This is a genomic window from Kitasatospora sp. NPDC059673 (assembly GCF_042734215.1).
GTDB lineage: Bacteria > Actinomycetota > Actinomycetes > Streptomycetales > Streptomycetaceae > Kitasatospora.
On sequence record NZ_JBHWEN010000006.1, the window covers coordinates 88,679 to 111,793 of the forward strand.

General features: G+C 70.9%; 13 protein-coding genes. 10 read left to right on the top strand and 3 right to left on the bottom strand.

Features of this window, described 5'->3' with window-relative positions; translation table 11 throughout:
- Window positions 1–38 precede the first annotated feature (38 nt).
- Both ACFV18_RS09795 and ACFV18_RS09800 read left to right on the top strand, forming a co-directional pair.
- The gene (locus tag ACFV18_RS09795) at window positions 39–968 is read left to right on the top strand and encodes a TIGR01777 family oxidoreductase (RefSeq protein ID WP_380481183.1); all 930 of its coding nucleotides are present in this window, start codon (window positions 39–41) and stop codon (window positions 966–968) included.
- Window positions 969–1,283: 315 nt separating this feature from the next.
- Window positions 1,284–2,597: an FAD-dependent oxidoreductase gene (locus ACFV18_RS09800; protein WP_380481186.1), complete on the top strand. Its 1,314-nt coding sequence runs from the start codon at window positions 1,284–1,286 to the stop codon at window positions 2,595–2,597.
- Between the two features lie 55 nt (window positions 2,598–2,652).
- Here the strand turns inward: ACFV18_RS09800 and ACFV18_RS09805 are convergent, their stop codons facing one another.
- Together ACFV18_RS09805 and ACFV18_RS09810 are read right to left on the bottom strand one after the other, a co-directional pair.
- Window positions 2,653–2,931, bottom strand: coding sequence for a hypothetical protein (locus ACFV18_RS09805; protein ID WP_380481188.1), 279 nt, complete (start codon window positions 2,929–2,931; stop codon window positions 2,653–2,655).
- Between the two features lie 230 nt (window positions 2,932–3,161).
- Window positions 3,162–9,434 carry an RHS repeat-associated core domain-containing protein gene (locus tag ACFV18_RS09810; RefSeq protein WP_380481191.1) on the bottom strand — a complete coding sequence of 2,091 codons (6,273 nt, stop codon included), beginning with the start codon at window positions 9,432–9,434 and terminating at the stop codon, window positions 3,162–3,164.
- Between the two features lie 589 nt (window positions 9,435–10,023).
- On the opposite strand from ACFV18_RS09810, the gene ACFV18_RS09815 reads away from it, so the two are divergent.
- Complete coding sequence (locus ACFV18_RS09815; protein ID WP_380481193.1) at window positions 10,024–13,659, top strand: hypothetical protein; 3,636 nt, start codon at window positions 10,024–10,026, stop codon at window positions 13,657–13,659.
- Window positions 13,660–13,728: 69 nt separating this feature from the next.
- Here the strand turns inward: ACFV18_RS09815 and ACFV18_RS09820 are convergent, their stop codons facing one another.
- The gene (locus ACFV18_RS09820; RefSeq protein WP_380481196.1) at window positions 13,729–15,333 is read right to left on the bottom strand and encodes a regulator; all 1,605 of its coding nucleotides are present in this window, start codon (window positions 15,331–15,333) and stop codon (window positions 13,729–13,731) included.
- Between the two features lie 298 nt (window positions 15,334–15,631).
- Between ACFV18_RS09820 and ACFV18_RS09825 the strand changes: the two genes are divergently transcribed.
- From ACFV18_RS09825 to ACFV18_RS09855, 7 genes are all read left to right on the top strand, one after another.
- On the top strand, window positions 15,632–16,405 hold the full coding sequence (locus ACFV18_RS09825; RefSeq protein ID WP_380481198.1) for a 3-hydroxybutyrate dehydrogenase: 774 nt from the start codon (window positions 15,632–15,634) through the stop codon (window positions 16,403–16,405).
- A gap of 65 nt (window positions 16,406–16,470) precedes the next feature.
- Complete coding sequence (locus ACFV18_RS09830; protein ID WP_380481201.1) at window positions 16,471–17,826, top strand: MFS transporter; 1,356 nt, start codon at window positions 16,471–16,473, stop codon at window positions 17,824–17,826.
- A 164-nt stretch (window positions 17,827–17,990) separates the two neighbouring features.
- Window positions 17,991–19,883 (top strand): helix-turn-helix domain-containing protein, encoded by a 1,893-nt coding sequence (locus tag ACFV18_RS09835; protein ID WP_380481203.1) that lies wholly within the window; start codon window positions 17,991–17,993, stop codon window positions 19,881–19,883.
- Between the two features lie 218 nt (window positions 19,884–20,101).
- Window positions 20,102–20,872: a lipoyl(octanoyl) transferase LipB gene (lipB, locus tag ACFV18_RS09840; RefSeq protein ID WP_380481542.1), complete on the top strand. Its 771-nt coding sequence runs from the start codon at window positions 20,102–20,104 to the stop codon at window positions 20,870–20,872.
- Between the two features lie 130 nt (window positions 20,873–21,002).
- Window positions 21,003–21,956, top strand: a complete 954-nt coding sequence (gene lipA / locus ACFV18_RS09845; protein ID WP_380481206.1) for a lipoyl synthase — start codon at window positions 21,003–21,005, stop codon at window positions 21,954–21,956.
- 218 nt (window positions 21,957–22,174) lie between these two features.
- On the top strand, window positions 22,175–22,327 hold the full coding sequence (locus ACFV18_RS09850) for a hypothetical protein (protein WP_380481209.1): 153 nt from the start codon (window positions 22,175–22,177) through the stop codon (window positions 22,325–22,327).
- Between the two features lie 97 nt (window positions 22,328–22,424).
- On the top strand, window positions 22,425–23,111 hold the full coding sequence (locus ACFV18_RS09855; RefSeq protein ID WP_380481211.1) for a DUF4191 domain-containing protein: 687 nt from the start codon (window positions 22,425–22,427) through the stop codon (window positions 23,109–23,111).
- Window positions 23,112–23,115 lie beyond the last annotated feature (4 nt).

Here is a 23,115-nt window from a genome sequence, read left to right on the forward strand (position 1 = left end):
GGCCCGGCTGCCCGGGCGGGGCGGTAAGGGCTGCGAGGATGGCCGGTATGCGTATCGCGGTGACAGGTTCCACGGGGTTGATCGGGTCCGCGCTGGTGGACTCCTTGGTCGGGGACGGGCACGAGGTGCTGCGGCTGGTGCGGCGGCGCTCGCGCACCGGCCCGCAGCCGGACGGGACGGTCGGGGTGGGGTGGAACCCGCTCCTGATGCAGATCGACGGCGCCGCGCTGGAGGGCGTGGACGCGGTGGTGCACCTGGCCGGGGCGGGCGTTGGGGACCGGCGCTGGTCGGACGCCTACCGGCGGGAGATCCGGGACAGCCGGGTGCTCGGCACCGAGACACTGGCCACCGCGCTGGCCCGGCTGAAGTCCCCGCCGAAGGTGCTGGTCAGCGCGTCCGCGGTCGGCTGGTACGGGCAGACCGGGAACCAACTGATCGACGAACACGCGCCCAGCGGAAGCGACTTCCTGTCCGAGGTGTGCCAGGAGTGGGAGCGGGCCGCGCAGCCCGCCGCGGCCGCCGGGATCCGGGTGGTGCACCCGCGCACCGGGCTGGTGCTCGACCGGAAGGGCGGCGCGGGGGCCCGGCTGCTGCCGCTGTTCAAACTCGGGCTGGGCGGCCGGCTCGGCAACGGCAAGCAGTACTGGAGCCTGATCTCGCTGGCCGACGAGGTGGCCGCGCTGCGTTTCCTGATCGACCACCAGGACATCAGCGGCCCGGTCAACCTCGCCGGGCCCGAGCCCGTCACCAACGGCGAGCTGACCACGGAGCTGGCCCGGCAACTGCGGCGACCCGCGGTGTTCGCGGTGCCGGAGTGGACCCTGCGCGCGGTGCTCGGGGAGATGGCCGTCGAGGTGGTCGGCAGTCACCGGGTGGTACCGAAAGCCCTGATGGAGGCGGGGTTCGAGTTCCGTGACCCGGATCTTTCGTCGATCGTGGCGGCGGCGCTCGGACGGCGCGGGCACTGACGGAACAGGGGGGCGCACGGGTGCATGGGGACGGCGCGTGGGGCGTGAACGGTGACCGTGCGCGCCCGCTCCCGCCCCGCGCGCCCCGTTTGACGCACGGTGGGTGACGGAGCCGCCCCGCCGTGCTCCCCCGCCAGTGAGATGAACCGATTGGGTCGCGGTCGGCGGTCTGGGTTGCCCGATGACGGGGCATCACCTCGACGGACCATGTTGTCCTCGCCCCCCGCAGCCCGCCCCGGCACCCACCCGCTCGCTCGCGGGCCCTGCCGCGCGCGGCGGCAGCGGAGGGCTCCGCCAGGGAGGGAGCACCCACTCGTGCCCGCACAAGACTTCATCAGTCGTGTCCATGCCACTGACCCCGACGCGATCGTGGTCGGCGCCGGCGTCGCCGGGCTGACCGCCGCCGCCGCGCTCACCGCCCAGGGCCTGCGCGTTCAGGTCCTGGAGGCCACCGAGCGCGTCGGCGGCCGCACGGCCACCCGGGAACTCGACGGCTTCCGCCTCGACCTCGGCGGCCACCTGCTGAACACCGCGTTCCCCGAACTCGGCCGCCACCTCGACGTGGACCGGCTGGACCTGCGTCCGCTCGCCCCCGGCGTCCTGGTGCACAGCAACGGCCGCACCTACCGGGTCGGCGACCCGCAGCTCACCCCCGCCCGGCAGGCCGCCACCCGCAGCCCGCTCGGCACCCCGCTGGACCGGGCCCGGCTGGCCGGCACACTGGCCCGGCTGGCCGCCACCCCCACCACCCGGCTGCTGGCCCGTCAGGAGACCACCGCCGCCCGCGCCCTGGCCGACCGCGGCCTGCCCGGCCGCACCGTGGACGGCTTCCTGCGCCCGCTGCTCGCCGCACTGCTCTCCGACCCGGCACTCGGCACCTCCAGCCGGGTCGCCGACCTGGTCCTGCGCGACTACGCCCTCGGCCGGCTGTGCGTCCCCGCCGCCGGCATCGGCGCCGTCCCCGCCCAACTGGCCGCCGGACTGCCGGACGGCACACTGCGCCCGGGCGTGGACGTCACCTCGGTCGGCACGGACGGCGTGGAGACCGCCGCGCACGGCCCGATCCGGGCCCGCGCGGTGATCGTCGCCACCGACGCGGCCACCGCCACCACCCTGCTCCCCGGCCTCCGGCAGCCCGGGTTCCACCCCGTCACCACCTACTACCACGCCGCCAACCGCTCGCCGCTGGGCGAACCCGTGCTGCTGCTGGACGCCGAACGCACCGGCATCTCGTACTCCCTGGTGCTCAGCGACGCCGACCCGTCCTACGCCGCCGACGGCCGCGCCCTGATCGCCACCACCGTGCTCGGCCGCCGCGCCTTCGACTCCGGCGGCCCGGCCGGCGACGAACCCGTCGTCCGCCGCCGCCTGTCCGAGCTGTACGGCACCTCCACCGCCGCCTGGGAGTTCCTGACGGTCCGCCACGTCCCGGACGCGGTGGTCTCGATGCCGCCCCCGCACCACTTCCGCCGCTCCGTCCGCCTCCTGGCCGGCCTGTACGTCTGCGGCGACCACCGCGACACCGGCACCCTGACCGGCGCCATCGCCTCGGGCCGGCGGGCCGCGACGGCGCTCCTGAAGGACCTGGGGGTGCGCGTCGAGCCCGACGTGGCGGAGGTGGCCGCCTAGTCCCCACGACCGCCGACAGGCCGGCCACGCTCGAACGGGGCCGGCCTACCGGAGTCTACTGACGTCGAAATCCTCGCTGTCGCGCATCGGCGACCGGGGGCACCAGCTTCGTCCCCGCCTCGTCCGTCATCTGACCGAACGGCACCTGGCAGGGCTTCCCCGGACCGTAGAAGTCGTTGAAGGTGATGCTGACGACCCGCTCGTAGTCGACCACACCCTCGTCCTTCCAGCTCCCGCTGAAGCTCTGCGAACTCCCCGCGGGCGAAGATCCGCCGCCGCACAACGAGGGCAGGATCCGAACGTCCCCCAGGCTCCCGTCGGCGCGCAGTTCCATCGTCTCCTCCCCTACGGACCAGCGTCCGAGGAGGTCCTGCGGCATCTCTGAAACGGCGTCACTGGCAGCCTGGGTCCAGAGCACAACAGCCGTGGCGACCCCGAGCGCAGCAAGGTACGGAATCCACAGTTTGGAACCTCTGACCACTCGCACCGCCATACCGGAGGGCCCCCTTCGTGTCGTGGTGCGGCGGCGTCATGCAGGCCGCCGCACCACATTCGATCTACCGCTTACTTGGCATCCGGCAGGAAGTCGTCCCGCCTCGCGTAGTTCCCGCTCGCAATATAGTCCCTGGCCTGCTGCATGATGTAGTCCAAGGCCTTTTCGTTGCTCACGCCGCCTCGAAGTTCGATGGCCTCCCTGCCGATCAGCCTCCCGCGTTCGTTGTTGACCAGATCGGTCAGGTGATCGCGGTAGCTGTACTCGCGGAGGTCGGACGGCGGCCCATAGGCTTCATGGGCATCGGCCCACTCGACCGCGAGCCGTTCGCCCAGCTCGTAGGTCAGGCGTGCTTGCCACAGGGCATGACGGAACGAGTTGACCTTGTCGTTCGAATCAGGCTCGCCGGGATACTCCTGTTGCTGCATTTCATAGGCCCAGTCCGCTATTTCCGCCGCCTGGCCACAGCCCCCGTCGAAGCCGCTGAGGACGCACACTTCCTGCTCGGCGGGACTCGCTGACTTCTTGTCCTTGGGCCTCTCCCACTCGAAATGATCAAGCCATTCGGCATCGGGCACGTAGTAGAGAGCAGGATGGTCCCCGATGTAGCGCGGGTAGGGTGACCGGGCCGCGTACTCCTCCTCCAGTTGAAGGCCCTTGTTGCGGCGTGCGCGCGACATGTCACGCTGTTTCTGTTCCTCGCTCGGCGCACTGCCCACCCAGTTGCCCGGGTGCGGAACCTTGGCAGCGGCCTGGCAGGCAGCGTCACATTCCTGCCCGCTCGGGGTGTACTCTCCACCGTCGATGAGCGCCATGTTCATCAAACCGGTCGGGTCGCTGGACGAGACCGGGTTGTGGTTGCTGTAGCCATAACCGCCCATCTGCGTCGGGTCGGTGAGATCTATCAGCGGGTCCGGGCTGATGAACCGTCCGGTCCCCGGGTCGTACTCGCGGGCGCCCAGGTGGGTATAGCCGGTCGCGGTGTCAACGGTGCCTCCGACGAAGCCGCGTTCGCCAGGCCAGGCTGCCGGGGCAGCGCCGCGAAGCCCGCCGTACGGCAAGGACTTCTGGCGGTTGAAGGCCATGGTGGAAGCGTTGATCGAAAGATTGTTGGTCCCGTGCTGGTCGGCCAACAAGTACCGGACCTGGCCGTCGCCGCTGGTACGGACTGCGGTCGCCTGAGGGACCGTGTAGTAGCGGGTACCCTTCAGCGTCTTGCCGGCGATGTTGAGCGCCAACTCCTGGCCGCCCGGCAGATACAGCGTTGCCGTGCCCGGATCACGTCGGAGTACCCGGGTACCGTCGGCGTCGTAGACGTCCGAACTGGTGGTGGAGCCCGCCGTCGGCCCCGGGGTCGAGGTGGCCAGCCTGCCTTCCTGGTCCCAGGTCAGGCTCTGCTGGACGGTCCCATTTACGGTCTTCGACTTGAGGTTGCCATTGCTGTCGTACCCGTAGGCCGCAGTGCCGGTGGCACCGCCGGTGGTGGACACCTGGGTGACCGCGTGAGGACGGGCGGTGCCGGGGGCGGGGTAGGTGTAGCTCTGGACGGTGTCGGCGGTGATCGAGCCACCCTTGTGCCGGGTTTCCTTGGACCGGTTGCCCGCCGCGTCAAAGGTCCAGCTCAGCCAGTACGGGTCGATTGTGCCCAGGTTCGGCCCGCCGGCGCTGTCCGGGCTGGTGGCACAGCTGTCGCCGGAGGTCCATGCCTCGGTCAGGCGCCTGGACCAGTCGGTCTTGAAGCACTGCGTGTCGTTGACGGCGTTGTCGTTCTGCAGGTCCTGGATCCGGGTGATGTCTCCCGCCGGATTGTAGGTGTACGCCGCACTGGTCAGGATCTGTGGGCCGGCGGCCTCGCGGTCGTCCTTCACGGTCGTCAGGCGACGGGTCGGCTCGTCGTAGGTCAGTGTCCGAACGACCCTGCCGCCGATCGTGCCGAGCTGCGCCTGCAGGGTCTGCCCGAACTCCGAGTACTGCGCGCCGCCCAGGTAACTGATGCCCAGGGAGCTCGAGATCGAGCCCAGCTGCCCGTACTTGTCGTATCCGTTGGTCAGCATCTCGGCCGGTAGTGCCGACTCCGCGTCCTTGTTGGTGGTCGAGTACTCGATGGTCTTCGGCAGCCCGACGTTAGGGGTGTAGGTGTAGCCAAGGGTGTAATCGCCCGCGAGCTTCTCCTCGTTCGGCACACTTGGCACCGTGTAGGTCTGTCCGGTCGGCTTGCCCGAAGCGTCGTAACCCGTGACGGTGCTGGTGTACGCGTACGTCGCACCCCCGACCGTCCGGTAGCGGGTACTCGCCGCGGGGAGTCCGACACCGTTCTGCGCCGTGTCGTACGTCCACTCGACCAGGATCGGCCCTGAGACAGAACCGGAACGGAGTGTCTTCTTCCGGCCCATGGCGTCGTAGGTGTAGCCGACGACCGCCTGTTCGGTCGTTCCGACCGCAGTAGTCGTCGTAGCGAGGAAGCCATCCGCGCCGTAGCTCAAGTCCGTGGTGCCCTTGTCCGGGTCCACCGTGCGAGTCTTACGGCCGCGGAGGTCGTAGCCGTAGATCCAGTTGTTCTTCCCGGTCGCGTCGGTGACCTTCGCCAGGCGGCCTGCGGCGTCGAAGGTGTAGCCGAGCGACTCGAACTGGCTGCTCGCCGCGCCGATGGCCGGGTTGCTGTCCTTGTACTTGCGCAGCTCGACGGTACGGCCAAGTGCGTCGGTTCGGGAGAGCGTGGCGGTCCCGCCGGCGGGCGGCACGACTGAAGTCCAGTCACCGCCGTACGCGGTGGTGGTCCGCCACTTCTCCTCGTTCAGCGACTTGAGGACCGACGCCGTCGGCCGGGAGCGACCGTCGAACTCCGTCACGGTCTGCGACGGAACCTGGTTGTCCGCCACGGAGTACATCGTGGTGGTGGCTGCCAGCTTGTTCCAGTACGGGGCGTTGGTCTTCCAGGCGCGGCCATGGCTGTCGTAGAAGGTGTCCGCGATCGTCCGGCCGGTCTTCGGCGACTCGATCTGAGTCTGGCGTGACCGCAGAAACGAGTCCAGGATCTCGATGCTCGCCCCGTAGGAACCGCCCTCCAACAGCACCTTCGTGGTGACGGCCGTAGGGACGGTCGCCGAGATCGCGTAGGCGAACGTCGCGCTGGCCGGTCGGTCGGTTGCCCGTCCGGGGGCCCAGGTCGCGATCAACCGTCCTGCGGCGTCGTAGGAGTTGCTCTTGGCCCGACCCCCCGGATCGGTGGTGGAGAGTGTCAGGCCGCGCAGACCGTCGTAGGTGGTCGTCGTGATCCGGCTCGCCAGATCGGTGACCTTGACCGTGGTGGGCTGTTCTCCGTCGGCGGGGGTGTAGCCGGTGGTCGTGGTCTGGTTGTCCTCGCCGGTGACGGAGGTCGAACGGCCGTAGCGGTCGAAGGACGCGGCCTTCAGCGTGGTGTTCCACACCTCGGTCGAGCCGTTGTAGCGCTCCAGTTGTTCGGTCTTGGTGACGTATCCGCGTCCGAGGACCGGGGCCACGCCCACGGCTTGGTTGTCGTAGGAGGTTCGGGTCGCGCCGACCGCCGTCGATGGGGAGGCCGAGGTCGAGCAGGCCGTCGAATGGGTGGTCACCGAGGACGGGTAGTTGTTCAGCCAGTTGACGGAGTCGGTTGCGGTGTACTCGGTGCGGGTGCAGGCTTCGTCGCCGGTGACGGCGGTGTCCCCCTCGTCGCTCACCTCGGTCACCCGGCCGAACGCCGTGTCGTAGGTGCGGGTCAGCTTCGTCATCCGCCAGGTGGATCCGGAAATCAAGGTGCGGGTCTGCTCGCTCGACGTGCCCGAGAACCGGGCCTCGATGGCGGGGAGGTCTACGCCGGCCTGACCGTCCTTGCCCGACAGGCTCTTCGGGGTGGCGGTGGTCCGGGCACTGCCCTGCCAGGGCGTGCTGGCCGTCTCGGTAGCGACGGTGCCGTTGTCCTGGTCAAAGGTGGAGACCTTCGCCACCCGGCCCGCGTAGCCGTTGAGGTCGGCCATGCCGTTGACGCTGACCGACCGCTTGCCGCCACCCGGAAGGACATCGCCGTCCATGCCCCGGAAGTACTCGGTCTCGCTCAGCGTCTTGTTGACCGAGCCGACCCGGGTGCGGACCTTCGCGTAGCCGCGGAACTGGCCGTAGGTGCGGTTGGTGTCGAGTGTGAACTCCGAGTCGTCGCGGTGCCAGGCGGCGCCGCCGAGGTACTCGTAGGAGGTCACTTTGGACTCGGAGCCCGAGCCGGCCGTGGTGTCGTCCTCGGTGACCGACTCGACCAGGTACTTGTGGAACCAGTCGAGGACCTGGGCCTGGCCCTCGGGGGTCCAGTAGGACGGGAAGCAGGCCTTGTCGTTCGACTCCGGGGCGGGGGTCGAGCCGTAGACGCACTCCTTCGGCCGGTAGGCGATCAGGGTGTCGCCGCCGGTCTCGTTGGTGATCTTGGTCAGGCGGTACTTGTGCATCGGCGGGCGGCCTTCGGCGCCGTCCACGCGGCTGTCGAAGGGCTCGCCGGTGAACTTCATCGGCTGGGGAAGCTTGACGTCGTCCAGCGCGCCGGCCTGGAAGGTCCGGTCGATCGAGGTGAGCCAGAGCGACGGGGTGGAGGAGTCGCCGGTCGGCGGCAGGCTGTGGGCCAGGGACCACTGGTCCACTGCGGTGAGCGTTCCGCCGAGGCGCGAGAAGGTGTTGATCGTCGTGAGCCGCTTGCGGGACCAGAACGTCGGGGAAGTGTTGGCGCAGGCGGAGTTGGCCGCGCAGTCCTGGTCGATGGGCACGTCCGGCCAGTCGGTGGCGTGCGCCTTGTCGAAGGTGGTGCAGGTGGTCAGGCAGCGTTCGGCGACCGTGAAGGTGACCTGCGCGGACGGCTTGGACGGCGCGCCGAGGTCGCCGCGCAGCCCGTAGTCGATCCGCTTCAGGTAACCGCCGCGGACATAGGAGACCGCGCCGGAGTCGGTCTTGCGGTTCTGCGCGTAGGCGTTGTTCTCGCGGTCGTAGTAGAACGCCATGGCGTTGCCGTGCACATCGACGGCGTAGTCGAGGTTCCAGCGCCACGCCTGGGTCTTCACGGAGTCGGCGAAGGCGCCGGCGTTGCCGGGCTCGCCGGCGTGGTTGCCGTAGACCGGCACCGTCCAGGCGGAGTTGGTGTCCTCGTTGGATTCCACCGGGATCGGCAGCTTGTTGCGGCCGAACCACCACTGGTTGCCGGAGGTGTCGGTGACCTTCCAGTACTCGTTGTCGTCGTCACCGTTGCCGATCGCCTCGCCACGGATCCGTTCGATCCGCGAGCCGTCGTCGGCCGCGGGGCGCCACGTCCGGTCGTCGACCTTGACCAGCGGCGTGGAGGTGCCGTTCAGCGACATGGTCGCGTTGTCGGACTTCCAGCACAGGTCGCCGGTCTTCGTGGAGTTGTTGCCCTGGTACTGGTCGTTGGCGCAGCCGGTGTAGCTGCGTTCGATGAAACCGGGGTTGTAGTCCCAGCCCTCGCCGATCCAGGACACCTGGTTGTTCGTCGAGGCCGTCCGGCCGTCGGTGCTCGCCGAGCTGTAGCCCAGCCCGACATTGGGTGCGAAGCCGCCCGGGACGGCCGGGACGCTGATCGGGTAACTCCAGTTGAAGCCACCGGTGTTGCCGGTCTGCGACCAGGAGCCGGTGGTCGCCAGCGAGGTGGCCTTGTAGTCGCCCATCGGGCCGGACGCCGCCGTGTCGGCGGTCGTCGCCAGCACGGTGGGCGCGAACCCGGCCTGCCCCGAAGGCGCCGCGGCCGCCTCGACCTTCGCGGTCAGTGTCCCCGCCACCGGGTCGTTCACCGTCGGCAGGGCGGTGCGGGTACGGCACTCCGCCTTCTCCGGCGTCGTCAGCGCGCAGGCCGGCAGGCTGACCAGCGTCAGGCGCGAGGCGGCATCCGCGGAGAAGGCACCCTTGAACTGCCCGTAGTCCACCGAGACGGTGACCGGGGCTGCCGAAGTGGACGCGTCGTCGCGCCGGATGCCCAGCAACAGGCCTTCCACTCCGACCCGTTGAGCGGCCGAATGGTCCGCCACCTGGACGGACACCGCGTTCGGCGCTCCGTGGTCGGAAGCTGCCGCGACCTTGACCGGGGTGCCCTCGGCCTGCCGGGACGACTTACCGGCATTCGCGAGGTCGACCCGGGCGGTCGCCCCCTTCGGCCAGCTCACCTCACCGGGCTTCCAGTTCGCCGAACTCGGCGATGCACCGGATTTGGGCTGGACGCCCAGGTCCTGGCCGTTCACCGAGGTCGGCTGCTGAACGGGCCGCACCTCGAATCCGGGCAGGCCCGCCGCAGCCGCCACCGGAGCCGAAAGCAGGCCCACCACCAGTGCGGTCGCGGTCACGCCGGCGACAGTGGTCCGCCTTCGTGACAACTCCCCCGCCATATCTGATCTTGACCTTCTGTCTCGCACCTGGTCCCACCCCTCATCGCGCGATCACCGGAGATTCCCGCGCGTCCGATTGCCGTTGAATTCACGCCGGGCCGTCCTGCGGCTCACACGCCGCTCCCCACTCGCCCTGCCCCGATCGATCCCCGTGCGAGTGGAGCCGCCGGCTCCATCTGCCTGGACAGGAAAGGGCCGTTCGTCCACGTCGGCTTCCTCGCCCCGCCGACGCGAGGACGAGAACGAAATGCAGGTTTTCCCCACACTTGATGCAGATTTGACCCACGCTCCCCCGAACCTGAACCCCCATCCACGCAAATTCCTGCGAGATCCTCCACCCGGAGCTCCCTCACCGGCAAGGGAGGTGTGAGGTAGCGCACACTTTACCGAGTCCGTTTACTGACGTTTCGCCAGCGAACGCCCCACCATTTTGAGCGAACAACAAATGCCGTAAACGTTGTTGACGCCCAGTGAGGCCTGGTTCCGCCCTTCCGGTCTCGCTACCATCCCCCGGCATGGCCGACACGGATCGAGGGGGGTCCTTCACATGAGCACTGCACCTGGACGCGAGTCGAGACGGCACCGTCTCCTCGCGATCCTCACCACCAGCGCGCTACTGACCACGCCGCTGATCGCCACCGGCATCGCCGCCGCCGACACCGGGACCGCGACCGCCGCTCCCGCCCCGTCGCCGGAGGCCCGGGCGTCCGCGGAGGCGAAGAAGACCGGCAAAACGGTCGAAGTCACCGAGCTGCTCGACGAGTTCACCGAGACGCTCGCGAACCCGGACGGGACCTTCACCCGCCGCAGCCACGTCGAGCCCGTCCGGGCCAAGGTGGGGGGAACCTGGCGCACTCCGGACGCCACGCTGGCGCGGGCCGGCGACGGAAGGGTCGCACCCGTTGCCCCGACCTTCCCGATCACCTTCTCCGGCGGCGGCACAACTCCGCTGGCCACCATGACCCGTGACGGTCACACCATGTCGGTCGGCTGGCCCACCGCCCTGCCGGCCCCGACGCTGTCCGGGAACACCGCCCTGTACCCGGAGGTGCTGCCGGGCGTGGACCTGAAGGTCCTCGCGAATGTCGACGGCTTCGCCGAGCACCTGATCGTCAAGACCCGCCAGGCCGCGGCCAATCCCGCGCTGGCCGAACTCAGGCTCCTCACCGAGACCGACGGCCTGTCACTGGAGAACGCCGAGGACGGCGGCATCAAGGCGAAGGCCAAGGACGGCAGCACCGTCTTCCAGGCCCCGGCACCCACCATGTGGGACACCCCGACGAGCGCCGAACCCACCAAGGCAGCAGCGCGGGGCGGCCAGGAACCCGCCGCGCTGCCGGTGAAGTCCGCCCGTCTCGGCGTGAAGCTCGGCCAGGGCGAGATCCGGCTCACCCCCGACCGCGGCCTGCTCACCGCGGCCGACGCACAGTTCCCGCTGGTGATCGACCCGGTGTTCACCGGAGGTTCCCGGCAGAAGTGGTCGTTCACCGCGTCCTCGTACCCGAACAGCGCGTTCGTGTCCGGCAGCGGCTGGACGTCGAACAACCCGACCGACGAGTTCCGGGTCGGCTACTCGGGCGACTCCAAGCACCAGAGCTTCTTCACCATCGACACCAACGGGCTCGGCGGCGCCCAGATCCTCACCGCCACACTCCAGACCGTAGAGACCCACTCGTGGGGCTGCAGCGCGTCGGACGCCGGCAACACCGAACTGTGGGTGGTCGGCGGCTGGGACCACGATCCGACCTGGAACAACCCGCTCCCCCGGATCAACAAGGTCGCCGCCGACAGCTTCGCGGGCGGCAACCCGGACTACTGCCCCGACGACCTCGGCCACGACTTCGTCTCCGACGGACTGAAGGCCGCCGTCCAGCAGATGGCCGACTGGAACGCCTCCTCGCTCACCCTCAGCCTCGCCGCGGAAAGCGGCAAGGAAGGCAGCACCTCCAGCTACAAGCGGTTCAGGAACAACCCGCACCTCGAGATCACCTACAACCGCACCCCCGTGGTCAACGAGTACGGCGCCTTCGAAGGCACCTGGAGCCCGGGCGGCGCGGGGAACAAGCCCGTGGCGTGCGAGCGCGACCCCGCGAAGCCGGCCGTCATCGGCAACAACGACCTCACCCTCACCGCGCGGGTCTCCGACCCCGACGGCACCAGCACCAACGCCTACTACCGGGTCTGGAAGGAAGGCTGGTCCTGGTACCACGACCAGGACGAGACGGTCGGCAACGGCAGCTGGTCCTCCCGCAGCTGGCCCACCTCCGAGTTCGAGGAGAACACCCTCTACCGCTGGGGAATCGCCGCCCGCGACGGCATCACCCAGTCCGGCTACGTGCCCGGCGACCCGTACTGCGCGTTCAAGGTCGACCGCACCGCACCGACCGCCCCCATCGTCACCCCGGCCGACGGCGTCCCGCTCTCCACCCCGCTGACCGCCCGCAAGCCGCGGACCCTCACCCTCACCTCCTCGGACGCCAACTTCGCCGGCTTCTGCTGGATCCTGAACCGCCCGCTGAGCACCTCCAACACCCGCTGCCAGCAGGGCACCTGGGTGGACGCCCCGAGCGGAACCGCGACCATCACCGTGCTGCAGACCCAGTGGCCCAGCAACGAACTGCACGTCGCCGCGTACGACAAGGCCGGCAACCGCAGCACCGTGGACGGCACCGACAACCCCGGCGGCGGCGCCAACTGGATCATCAAGACCGCCCCGCCCGAGTTCGTCCGGGAGGCCGGAACCACCGGTGACTGGAACGTCCTCACCGAGGCCGAGCACGACGTGCCCGGCGACATGGACGGCGACGGCTACGCCGACCTGGCCACCGTGTACGCCAACGGCGACCTGTGGATCTACCCCGGCAACGGCGCGGGCGGCTTCGGCACCCGCACCTTCGGCGTCAACAACCTGGCCGGCGCCCTGATCACCCACCGCGGCGACTTCATCGGCGCCGCCTCCCTCACCGCCGGCGCCGACGGCTACGAGGACATGATCGCGCGCGAGAGCAGCGGCAGGATGTTCATCTACGGCGGCGACGGCGCAGGACACCTGCGGTACGAGGCCAAGTTCCAGCTCGTCCACCCGACCAAGGCCGACTGGTCGGCCGCCACCCAGATCCTCGCCCCCGGCAACATCGACGGGAAACCCGGCAACGACCTGCTGGTGACCGAGGACGGCAAGCTGTGGCTCTACAGCGGCAAGGTCCTGGCCGACGGCCGCACACCCAACCACACGGCGCCGCTCGACCTGGCAGGCGGACGTGTGATCAGCGCCGGCGTCCCGTGGAACATGTACACCGCCGGCGCCCCCGGCGACCTCACCGGCGACGGCACCCCGGACATCCTCGCCAAGGACAACCGCGACGGCACCGTGTGGCTGTTCCCCGGACAGGTCACCGCCGGCACGTACGGCCTGGCCGCACCCCAGCGGTGGGGCACCGGCGACCTCCAGCAGCGCCCCCAGTTCGCGGTCGCCGGGAACACCGCCGGCACCGTGACGACCGTGGCCGCCTTCAAGGACGCCAACGACAACGGCGTCGAGGACCCGGGCGAGGGCTACACCTACCGGCGCTTCACCCCGAACGCGACCCAGGCGACCGCGTTCTGGGCCGGCACCCCCGCCGACTCGGCCGCCGTCACCTACCGCGACACGGCCGGCGCGGACAAGTCCACCACCTGCCCGACCGGCTGCACGCTGTTCTACACCGGCAACGCGAGCGGCTTCACCACCCCGCCGCGGCTGGCCCAGACCTCCGCGGTCGACCGGCAACTGTTCGAAAGCGCCTCCAACGGGCCGCTGCCCGCCACCGTCACCGGCGCACTGCGCTCCGCCAGTGAGGCCGTACTGACCCCCGGCACCACGCTCAAGCCGGGCGCCTCGGTGGCCTCCGGCCGAATCCGGCTGACCATGCAGACCGACGGCAACCTGGTGCTCTACTACCTGTTCGACGGCAAGCCCATCTGGAACACCGGCACCGCCGGTCACCCCGGCGCCACCGCCACCATGCAGGCCGACGGCAACCTGGTGATCACGGACGCCAACGGCACCACCCTCAACTCCTCCCAGACCAGCGGCAACAACGGCGCCTACGCCAAGGTCCAGAACGACTGCAACTTCGTCGTCTACAACACCGCCGGCACAGCGATCTGGAGCTCCAACACGTACAACCCGACCGCACTCTGACCCCTCGAACGCCGAATCCGGGCCGCCGCCTCCGCACTTCGCGGGAGCGGCGGCCCGTGGCATGCCGGGTCAGATCACCCCCGCCTGCCGGGTGGCCTCCTCGAAGGCGCGCGCCGCGGGCGTGGTGCGGTACGGGGCCAGGCGGCGGTGGAAGTCGCGGAGGTATTCGACGGTGCGGGCGGAGCGCATCTCGCCGGCTGCGCGGAGGCTGTCGGTGGCCATGGAGCAGGACTCGTCGACGTCTCCCATGCCGAGACGGGCGGAGGCGAGGACGAGGCGGCAGAGGATGCGGCTGCGGGCGTACGCGGGGGCGCGCAGGCGCAGGGACTTCTCGGCGTGCTGGGCGGCGGGGCGCCACTGCTGGAGGTCGCGGTAGCAGTGGGCGAACTCGTCGGCGAGCTGGGCGTCGTCGAAGTAGCGGGCCCAGGACGGGACTTCGTCGCCGCTGCGGGCGGTGGCCAGGGCCCGTTCGCAGCGGACCAGGGCGGTGGTGCAGGCCCGCACGTCGCCGGCCAGGGCGTGGCCGCGGGCCTCGGCGGCGTGCATCAGGGCCTGGACGACGGGTGCGGCGGTGGTGCCGACGCCCTGCTGGGCGACCCGGGCGAGCTGGATGGCCTCCCGGGCGTGCCCGAGGTGGACGGCCTGCTGGCTCATGGTGGTGAGGACGTAGCCGCCGAGGATCCGGTCCCCGGCCGCCTGGGAGAGCCGCAGCGCCTGCACGAAATAGCGCTGGGCGAGGCCGTGCGCGGCGATGTCGAAGGACGTCCAGCCGGCCAGCCTGGTCAGGTCGGCGACGGCGCCGAACAGGGCGCGGCCGATCTGTTCGCCGTAGCGGCCGCGGAGCATCGGCTCGGCCTCGCTCTCCAGGTAGCGGACCAGCGCCTGCCGGGCGTGGCCGCCGCCGTAGGCGTGGTCGAGGGCCCGGAAGAGGTCTCCGACGGCGCGGATGGCGGCGATGTCGCCGCGGCCGACCCGGACCGGGGGCCGGGCCTCCCTGGGGTCCGCGGTGGGTTCGAGGGTGCCGCCGGTGGGGCGGCGGGCGCCCTGCTGGGGGACGCGGGCGGTGGCGCCCGGCGGGGGTGTGCGCAGTTCCTCGGCGCTGAGGGTGGTGCCGTCCCGGGCGACGCGTTCGTCGGTGCGGCCGATCAGCCAGTCGCGGCTGGGGACGACCAGTCCGGCGGGGGTGAAGGCGATCTTTCGCAGTTCGGCGTAGGGGCCGTTGTCCTTGCGCCACATGGAGGCGACGATGTCGACGGCCTCCTGCGGGGTCTCGGCGAACTCCAGCCCCGCGTAGACCGGGGCGCAGGCGTCCAGGCCGACGTCCTGGGCGGTGAGGCGGCGGCCGAGGCGTCGGGTGAAGACCTCGGCGATCAGCGCCGGGGTGGCACCGCGCGGCTGCTGGCCGCGCAGCCAGCGCGTCACGGAGGTCTTGTCGTACCGCAGGTCGAGGCCGTGCTCCAGGCCGAGCTGGTCGACCCGGCGGGCGAGGCCGGCGTGCGAGAAGCCGGACTCCTCGATGAGTGCCGCGAGTTGGGGGTTCTGAGCGCGCCCGCCGGACGGTGCGTCGGCCGGCTCGGCGGCGCGCGGAGGGGTCTCGGCCGCTCCGGTTTGGCGCGGGTCGAGCGGGTCGAGCGATCGGTACGCCGGGCTGTCGATTACGGGCCGTTGGGGCATAGCAGTCCACACCTCTCAGGCGCCGTTCCGGCCCCTCCTGCCCGGGACAGCGCCCCCTGATCGGGAATCGGCGCGAATGTAGCGAGCATTGGGGCGCTATGGGTGGATTCAGCCCATCGATCCTCCGAACGGGTGAACCAGGCCCGCCCGTTCTGAGGAAGCCCGGGTGCCGCGTGTTTGAGTTCGAGGGCCGTTGCCCGCGTTCGGACGGCATGGCGGACGGCACCATGCAGGACGGGGATGCTGTGGTGTTCGCCCACATCGTTGTGGGGGCCGCGGATTCCTACCGTTCTCGGCCATGGACACCACTTCTGCCCCCCTCCCCCAGCCCTCGCTGCTCGGCCGCACCGCGCTGGTCACCGGCGCCGCTTCCGGCATCGGCAGGGCCTGTGCGGAGGCGTTCGCCGCGGCCGGCGCGCGCGTGTACGTCGTCGACCTGGCCGCCGCGCCCGCCGAGGAGCTGGCGGAGCGGATCGGCGGGGTCGCGCACGTGACCGACCTGTCCGACCCGGACGCGGTGGAGGCGCTGCCCACCGACGCGGACATCGTGGTCAACAACGCCGGCCTGCAGCACGTCGCGCCGGTGCACGAGTTCCCGATGGAGCGGTTCACGCTGATCCAGCGGGTCATGGTGGAAGCCCCGTTCCGGATCCTGCGCCGCACCCTGCCGCACATGTACGAGCGCGGGTGGGGCCGGGTGATCAACGTCTCCTCGGTGCACGGCCTGCGCGCCAGCGCCTTCAAGTCGGCGTACGTGACGGCCAAGCACGCGCTGGAGGGTCTGAGCAAGACGGTCGCGCTGGAGGGCGCCCCGTACGGGGTGACCAGCAACTGCATCAACCCGGCGTACGTGCGCACCGCGCTGGTGGAGAAGCAGATCGCCGCGCAGGCCCTGGCGCACGGCATCCACGAGGACGAGGTGGTGGAGCAGATCATGCTCGACCGCACCGCCGTGAAGCGGCTGATCGAACCGGAGGAGGTGGCGCAGCTGGCGGTGTGGCTGTGCTCGCCGAGCGCCTCCTACATCACCGGCGCGAGCCTGCCGGTGGACGGCGGCTGGACCGCGCACTGAGTCCGGCCGCAGCGGGCCGATAGGGTCCTGACACTCCCTCACCCCCCACCTCTGCAAGGGAATACATGATGGCTGCCTCTCCCGACGTCGCGAGACCCGCCTCCCTGCCCCGGGTGGTCGCCGCCTCGCTGATCGGCACCACGATCGAGTGGTACGACTACTTCTTGTACGGATCGGCGGCGGCGCTGGTCTTCGGGCACGTGTTCTTCCCGAAGTCGGATCCGCTGACGGGCACTCTGCTGTCCTTCCTCACCTACGCGATCGGATTCGCCGCCCGGCCGCTGGGCGCGCTGGTGTTCGGGCACTTCGGCGACCGGATCGGCCGCAAGAAGCTGCTGGTGCTGTCCCTGCTGCTGATGGGCGGCGCGACCACTCTGATCGGCTGCCTGCCGACGTACAACCAGATCGGCGTGGCGGCGCCGGTGCTGTTGACGGTGCTGCGGCTGGTGCAGGGCTTCGCGCTGGGCGGCGAGTGGGGCGGGGCGGTGCTGCTGGTCTCCGAGCACGGCGACCAGCGGCGGCGCGGCTTCTGGGCGTCCTGGCCGCAGGGCGGCGCGCCGGCGGGCAACCTGCTGGCGGCCGGAGTGCTGTCGCTGATGACGGCCGTCCAGTCGGACGCGGCGTTCCTGGCCTGGGGCTGGCGGGTGCCGTTCCTGCTGTCCGCGGTGCTGGTGATGGTGGGTCTGTGGATCCGGCTGGCGGTGGACGAGTCGCCGCTGTTCAAGGCGGCGCTGGCGGCCGCCGAGCAGCGGGCCGAGAAGCAGAAGCCGCCGCTGGTGGCGGTGCTGCGCGACCACTGGCGGGACGTGCTGGTGGCGATGGGCGCCCGAATGGCGGAGAACATCTCGTACTACGTGATGACCACCTTCGTCCTGGCGTACGCCGTCGGCCACACCCACCTGCCCAAGCAGACCGCGCTGAACGCCGTACTGATCGGCTCGGCGATCCAGTTCGCGCTGATCCCGCTGTTCGGGGCGCTCTCCGACCGGGTCGGCCGCAAGCCGGTCTACCTGGTCGGCGCGGTCGGCGTCGGCATCTGGGCCTTCGTGTTCTTCGGCATGGTCGACACGAAGAACTTCACCGCGCTGGTCACCGCCATCACCGTCGGCCTGTTCTTCCACAGCATGATGTACGCCCCGCAGGCCGCGTTCTTCGCCGAACTGTTCGCCACCCGCACCCGCTACTCCGGCGCGTCCATCGGCGCCCAGTTCTCCTCCGTCGCGGCCGGCGCCCCCGCCCCGCTGATCGCCACCGCGCTGCTCAAGGACTACGACAGCGCCACCCCGATCGCCGTGTACGTGGCGATCGCCGCCGCGATCACCGTCCTCGCGGTGCTGTGCGGCCGGGAGACCCGCGGCACCGACCTCGCCGAAGGGGACGACGCTCGGGTGGACTCCGTGAAGGCCGCCACGACGGCCTGAGCACTTCCGACAAAATCAGGGCCGCGTCACCGGGCACCCGCCCGGCGGCGCGGCCCCGGCCCGTCCGGGGCCTGTCCGGTCGGCAAGATCGGCCGGACAGGCCCCCGTGCGACGGGCCGCGGGCAACGGGGGCCACGGGGGGCACGAGTGACAGGGAAGACCGAATGGACCGCCACACCACCGCCGCACCGGCGCTGCGCCGACTCCTCGACCTGCTGGCGACCGGCGCCGCCACCGAGGACTTCGGCGAAGTCCTCGCCGACGCCCGTCGGCAGGGCGCACCCGCCCAGGTCCTGACCGAGATCGACGACGCCACCTGGCAGGCCCTGCGGGTGCACCGGACGATGCGTCAGCACCGCCGCCGGGAAGCCGAACTGACGGCGCTGTTCGACACCGCCGGCGATCTCGCCGCCTCCCGCGACCTCGACGCCGTGCTGCAGGCCATCGTCCGCCGCGCCCGGATGCTGCTCGGCACCGACACCGCCTACCTCACCCTCCCCGACGAGCGGGCCGGCGACACCTACATGCGGGTCACCGACGGCTCCGTCTCGCCGATCTTCCAGACCCTGCGGCTCAGCCTCGGCGACGGCCTCGGCGGCCTGGTCGCGCAGACCGCCCGCCCCTACGCCAGCCACGACTACCGCATCGACGAACGCTTCCGGCACACCGGCCAGATCGACGCCGGCGTGCTCGACGAGGGTCTGGTCGCCATCATCGGTGTCCCCCTGCTGCTCGGCGGCACCGTGATCGGCGTGCTGTTCGCCGCCGACCGCACCCCGCGCACCTTCTCCCCCGACGAGGTCGCGCTGCTGTGCACCCTCGCCGCGCACGCCGCGATCGCCCTGGACACCGCCAAGTCGCTGGCCGACACCCGCGCCGCGCTCGCCGAACTCGCCACCGCCAACGCCGTCATCCGCGCCCACGCGGGCTCCGTCCAGCGCGCCGAACAGGCCCATGACCGGCTCACCGACCTCGTACTGCGCGGCGCGGAGGTCGCCGACGTGGCCGCCGAGGTCGCCGCGCTGCTCGACGGCGAGGCCTCCGTCCACGACGCGGAGGGCGCCCCGCTCACCGGCCCCGGCGGCGCCCTCGACGGCCTCTCCGACGCCGTCGCCTCCTCCCGCACCGAGGGCCACGCCGTTCGGCACGGCGCGGACTGGGTGTGCGCGGTGCTGGCCGGCCAGGAACTGCTCGGCTCGCTCGTGCTGCACGGCAGACCCGAGCTGAACGACGCCGACCGGCGGGTGTTCGAACGTGCGAGCGTCGTCACCGCGCTGCTGCTCCTGCTGCGGCGCTCGGTCGCCGAGACCGAGAACCGCGTCCGCGGCGAGCTGCTGGCCGATCTGCTCACCGCCCCCGACCGCGACCCGGCCGGCCTCACCGCCCGCGGCCGCCGCCTCGGCGTGGACCTGGGCCGCCCGCACCTGGTGCTGGTCGCGGTCGCCGCGGACGTCCATGCCCGGGAACGGCTGGCCGGGGCCGCCGCCCGGTACCTGTTCGGCTCGCGCGGCATCAGCGCCGAGTTCGGCGACGGCGTGGTGCTGCTCGTCCCGCACGACGGCACCGGCGACGGCGCGGTCGCCGCCCTCGCCGCGGAGCGGCTGGCCCGGCTGGTCGGGGTGCCCGTCACCGTCGGCACCGGCCGCGCCGCGAGCGGGCCCGGCCCGCTGGCCGCGGCCTACGCGGAGGGGGTGCGGTGCGTCCGGGCCCTGCGGGTGCTCGGCCGCGAGGGGGACGGCGCGTGCGCGACCGACCTCGGCTTCCTCGGCGTCCTGCTCGGCGACGGCCACGACGTCGAGGGCTTCGTCCGCGCGACCCTCGGCCCGCTGCTCGACTACGACGCCAAGCGCGGCACCGAACTGGTCCGCACCCTGCGGGCCTACTTCGACTGCGGCGGGAGCCTGACCCGGGCCAAGGACCTGCTGCACGTCCACGTGAACACGGTCGTCCAGCGGCTGGACCGGGTCGAGGTGCTGCTCGGCCGCGACTGGAACCAGCCGGAACGGGCGCTGGAGCTGCAGCTCGCGCTGCGGCTGCTGCTGTTGTCCGGGGAGTAGAAGAGCGCACGTCTGCAAGGTCGCGTCCACGTGCACGTCATGCCGTGTGTCGCGATCCTGCCGACGTTCGTCCTCCGCTTCGCGGTTCTCCCCCAGCCCCAGGGGGCCGGGAGGTGCCCCCCACGCGCTCCTTGCTTCAGTCGTACAGTTACCAGGTTGGGCTGAGCCGGCCGGCAGGGCAGGAGCGTGTGGTGAGCGAGAACGTGCAGTTCGTGCGGATGGGGATAGGCGAACGGACCGTCCCCTACCAGGAGGCGTGGGCGGAGCAGCAGCGACTGCACGCCTTGCGCGTCGCGGACGAGATTCCGGACACGGTGCTGCTGCTGGAGCACGACCCGGTGTACACGATGGGCAAGCGCACCAACCCGGAGGACCTGCCGCTGGACGGGACGCCGGTGGTGGAGGTGAATCGCGGCGGGGAGATCACCTGGCACGGCCCGGGCCAGCTGGTGGGGTACCCGATCGTGAAGCTGCCGGACCCGATCGACGTGGTGGCGTACGTGCGGCGGCTGGAGGAGGCGCTGATCCGGGCGTGCACCGAGTTCGGGGTGGAGACCACCCGGATCGAGGGCCGCAGCGGGGTGTGGAAGCTCGGCGCGGAGATCCCGGGCGCGGTGGTGGACCCGTCGCAGGTGGTGGAGATCGGCAAGCTGACGCTGCGGATGGGCCTGCCGCTGGGCATCGACCCACGCCTCGCGGGCCCCGAGTACGCCCCGTCCAACGCGGGCCAGCGCGGCGACGACCGCAAGCTCGCGGCGATCGGCGTGCGGGTGGCGCGCGGCGTGACCATGCACGGCTTCGCGCTGAACTGCGACCCGGACATGACGTACTTCGACAAGATCGTCCCGTGCGGCATCCGGGACGCCGGGGTGGCCTCGCTGAGCGGCGAGCTCGCCCGTCCGTTCGCGGTGCGGGACGCGGTGGGAACGGTGGAGCGCACGCTGCGCGAGGTGTTCGCCGAACTGCCCGAGCCGGCCGTCAAGGTCTGATCCCCACGGGACCGGGAATCGGCGCGCCGCGCCCGGTGTTGCCTTCCGAACGAAGGCCCGGGGTCCGGAGCAGGCCACCGAAGCAACGGCGTACCCTTTGGGGTACCCCGTCTAGTTCTAGGAGTCGCACGTGTCCGCTGTCGCACCCGACGGCAGGAAGCTTCTCCGCCTGGAGGTCCGCAACAGCGAGACCCCCATCGAGCGGAAGCCCGAGTGGATCAAGACCAGGGCGAAGATGGGGCCTGAGTACAACGCCCTGCACTCCCTGGTGAAGAAGGAAGGGCTGCACACGGTCTGCCAGGAGGCGGGCTGCCCCAACATCTTCGAGTGCTGGGAAGACCGCGAGGCGACCTTCCTGATCGGCGGCGACCAGTGCACCCGCCGCTGCGACTTCTGCCAGATCGACACCGGCAAGCCCGCCGAGTTCGACCGGGACGAGCCGCGCCGGGTCGCCGAGTCCATCGTCACCATGGACCTGAACTACGCCACCATCACCGGCGTCGCCCGCGACGACCTGGAGGACGGCGGCGCGTGGCTGTACGCGGAGACCGTCCGCCAGGTGCACGCGATGACGGCGGCCCGCGAGGCCGGCCGTACCGGCGTCGAGCTGCTGATCCCGGACTTCAACGCGGTGCCGGAGCAGCTCGCCGAGGTGTTCTCGTCCCGTCCCGAGGTGCTCGCGCACAACGTCGAGACGGTGCCCCGGATCTTCAAGCGGATTCGCCCGGCGTTCCGCTACGAGCGCTCGCTGGACGTCATCACCCAGGCCCGGGCGGCCGGGCTGGTCACCAAGTCCAACCTGATCCTGGGCATGGGCGAGACCCGCGAGGAGGTCAGCGAGGCGCTGGCCGACCTGGTCGACGCCGGCTGCGAGCTGATCACCATCACCCAGTACCTGCGGCCCTCGCTGCGCCACCACCCGGTGGAGCGCTGGGTGAAGCCGCAGGAGTTCGTCGAGCTTCAGCAGGAGGCCGAGGAGCTGGGCTTCGCCGGTGTGATGTCCGGCCCGCTGGTGCGTTCCTCGTACCGGGCCGGTCGGCTGTACCGGCAGGCGCTGGAACGTCGCGAGCAGGCGGCGGTCTGAGCCGGTAGTCGCTTTTTCCGGTAGTCGCTTTTGAAGGGCGGGCCCGATCGGGCCCGCCCTTCGGCGTTCGGGGAGCTGCCTGGGCGTGCGCTCCGGCGTTCGGGGAGCTGTCCGGGCTAACCGCCGACGTTTCACGTGGCATTGACGGTCGGGTCACCGTACGGTAACGGGCGTCCGGGACGCTGAAGCGGTACCCGGGTCGAGGAGTTGGTGTGGTCATGCGTACCGGACTCAGGACCGCCCTGCGGCGGGCCGAACAGCTGTTGCTGATCCGCGGCGCGCGCCGCAACGCGTGGGCGGCGGTGTGCGAGAACCGCCGGCTGGCGGGCGAGCGCGAGCAGCCCGAACGGGTGCCCGAACGCAGCGCGTGAACCGCTGGTGACGTCGGGGTCGTGTTCGGGAAAGTCCAGGGTCACGGAACCGGCACCGCTTGGATGATCGCCACCCATGCCACGTACCATGAGCGGTATGGCGAGGCAAAAATCCGATACTCCTGGGCGGCTCGCACAGATCCGCCAGGCATATGTCATGACCAAGCAGGTCGACTCCAAGATCGGCCTGATCATCGCCGGCGTCGGCCTGCTGACCTTCGGCGTGTTCCTCGCCATCGGCTTCGCCCTGGACCACCCGGTCTACCTGGGCATTCTCGGTTTCGTGGTGGCGGTGCTGGCGGTCGCGATCGTGTTCGGCCGCCGCGCCGAGCGGGCCGCGTTCGGGCAGATGGAGGGCCAGCCGGGCGCGGTCGCCGCGGTGCTGGGCAACATCCGCCGCGGCTGGAGCGCCAACCAGACCCCGGTCGCGGTCACCCGCAGCCAGGACGCGGTCTACCGCGCGGTCGGCCGGGCCGGCATCGCGCTGATCGGTGAGGGCAACCCGAACCGGGTGCGTCCGCTGCTGGCGTCCGAGAAGAAGAAGATGTCCCGCGTCGTCGGCGACGTGCCGGTGCACGACATCATGGTCGGCAACGGCGAGGACCAGATCCCGCTGAAGAAGCTGCAGATCCACCTGATGCGGCTGCCGCGGGCGATCACCGCCGCCCAGGTCACCGAGACCAACGACCGGCTGCGGGCGCTCGGCGACCTGCTGTCGAAGGCGCCGATCCCCAAGGGCCCGATGCCGAAGGGCGCCCGGATGCCCAAGGGCGGCGCGCGCTAAGCAG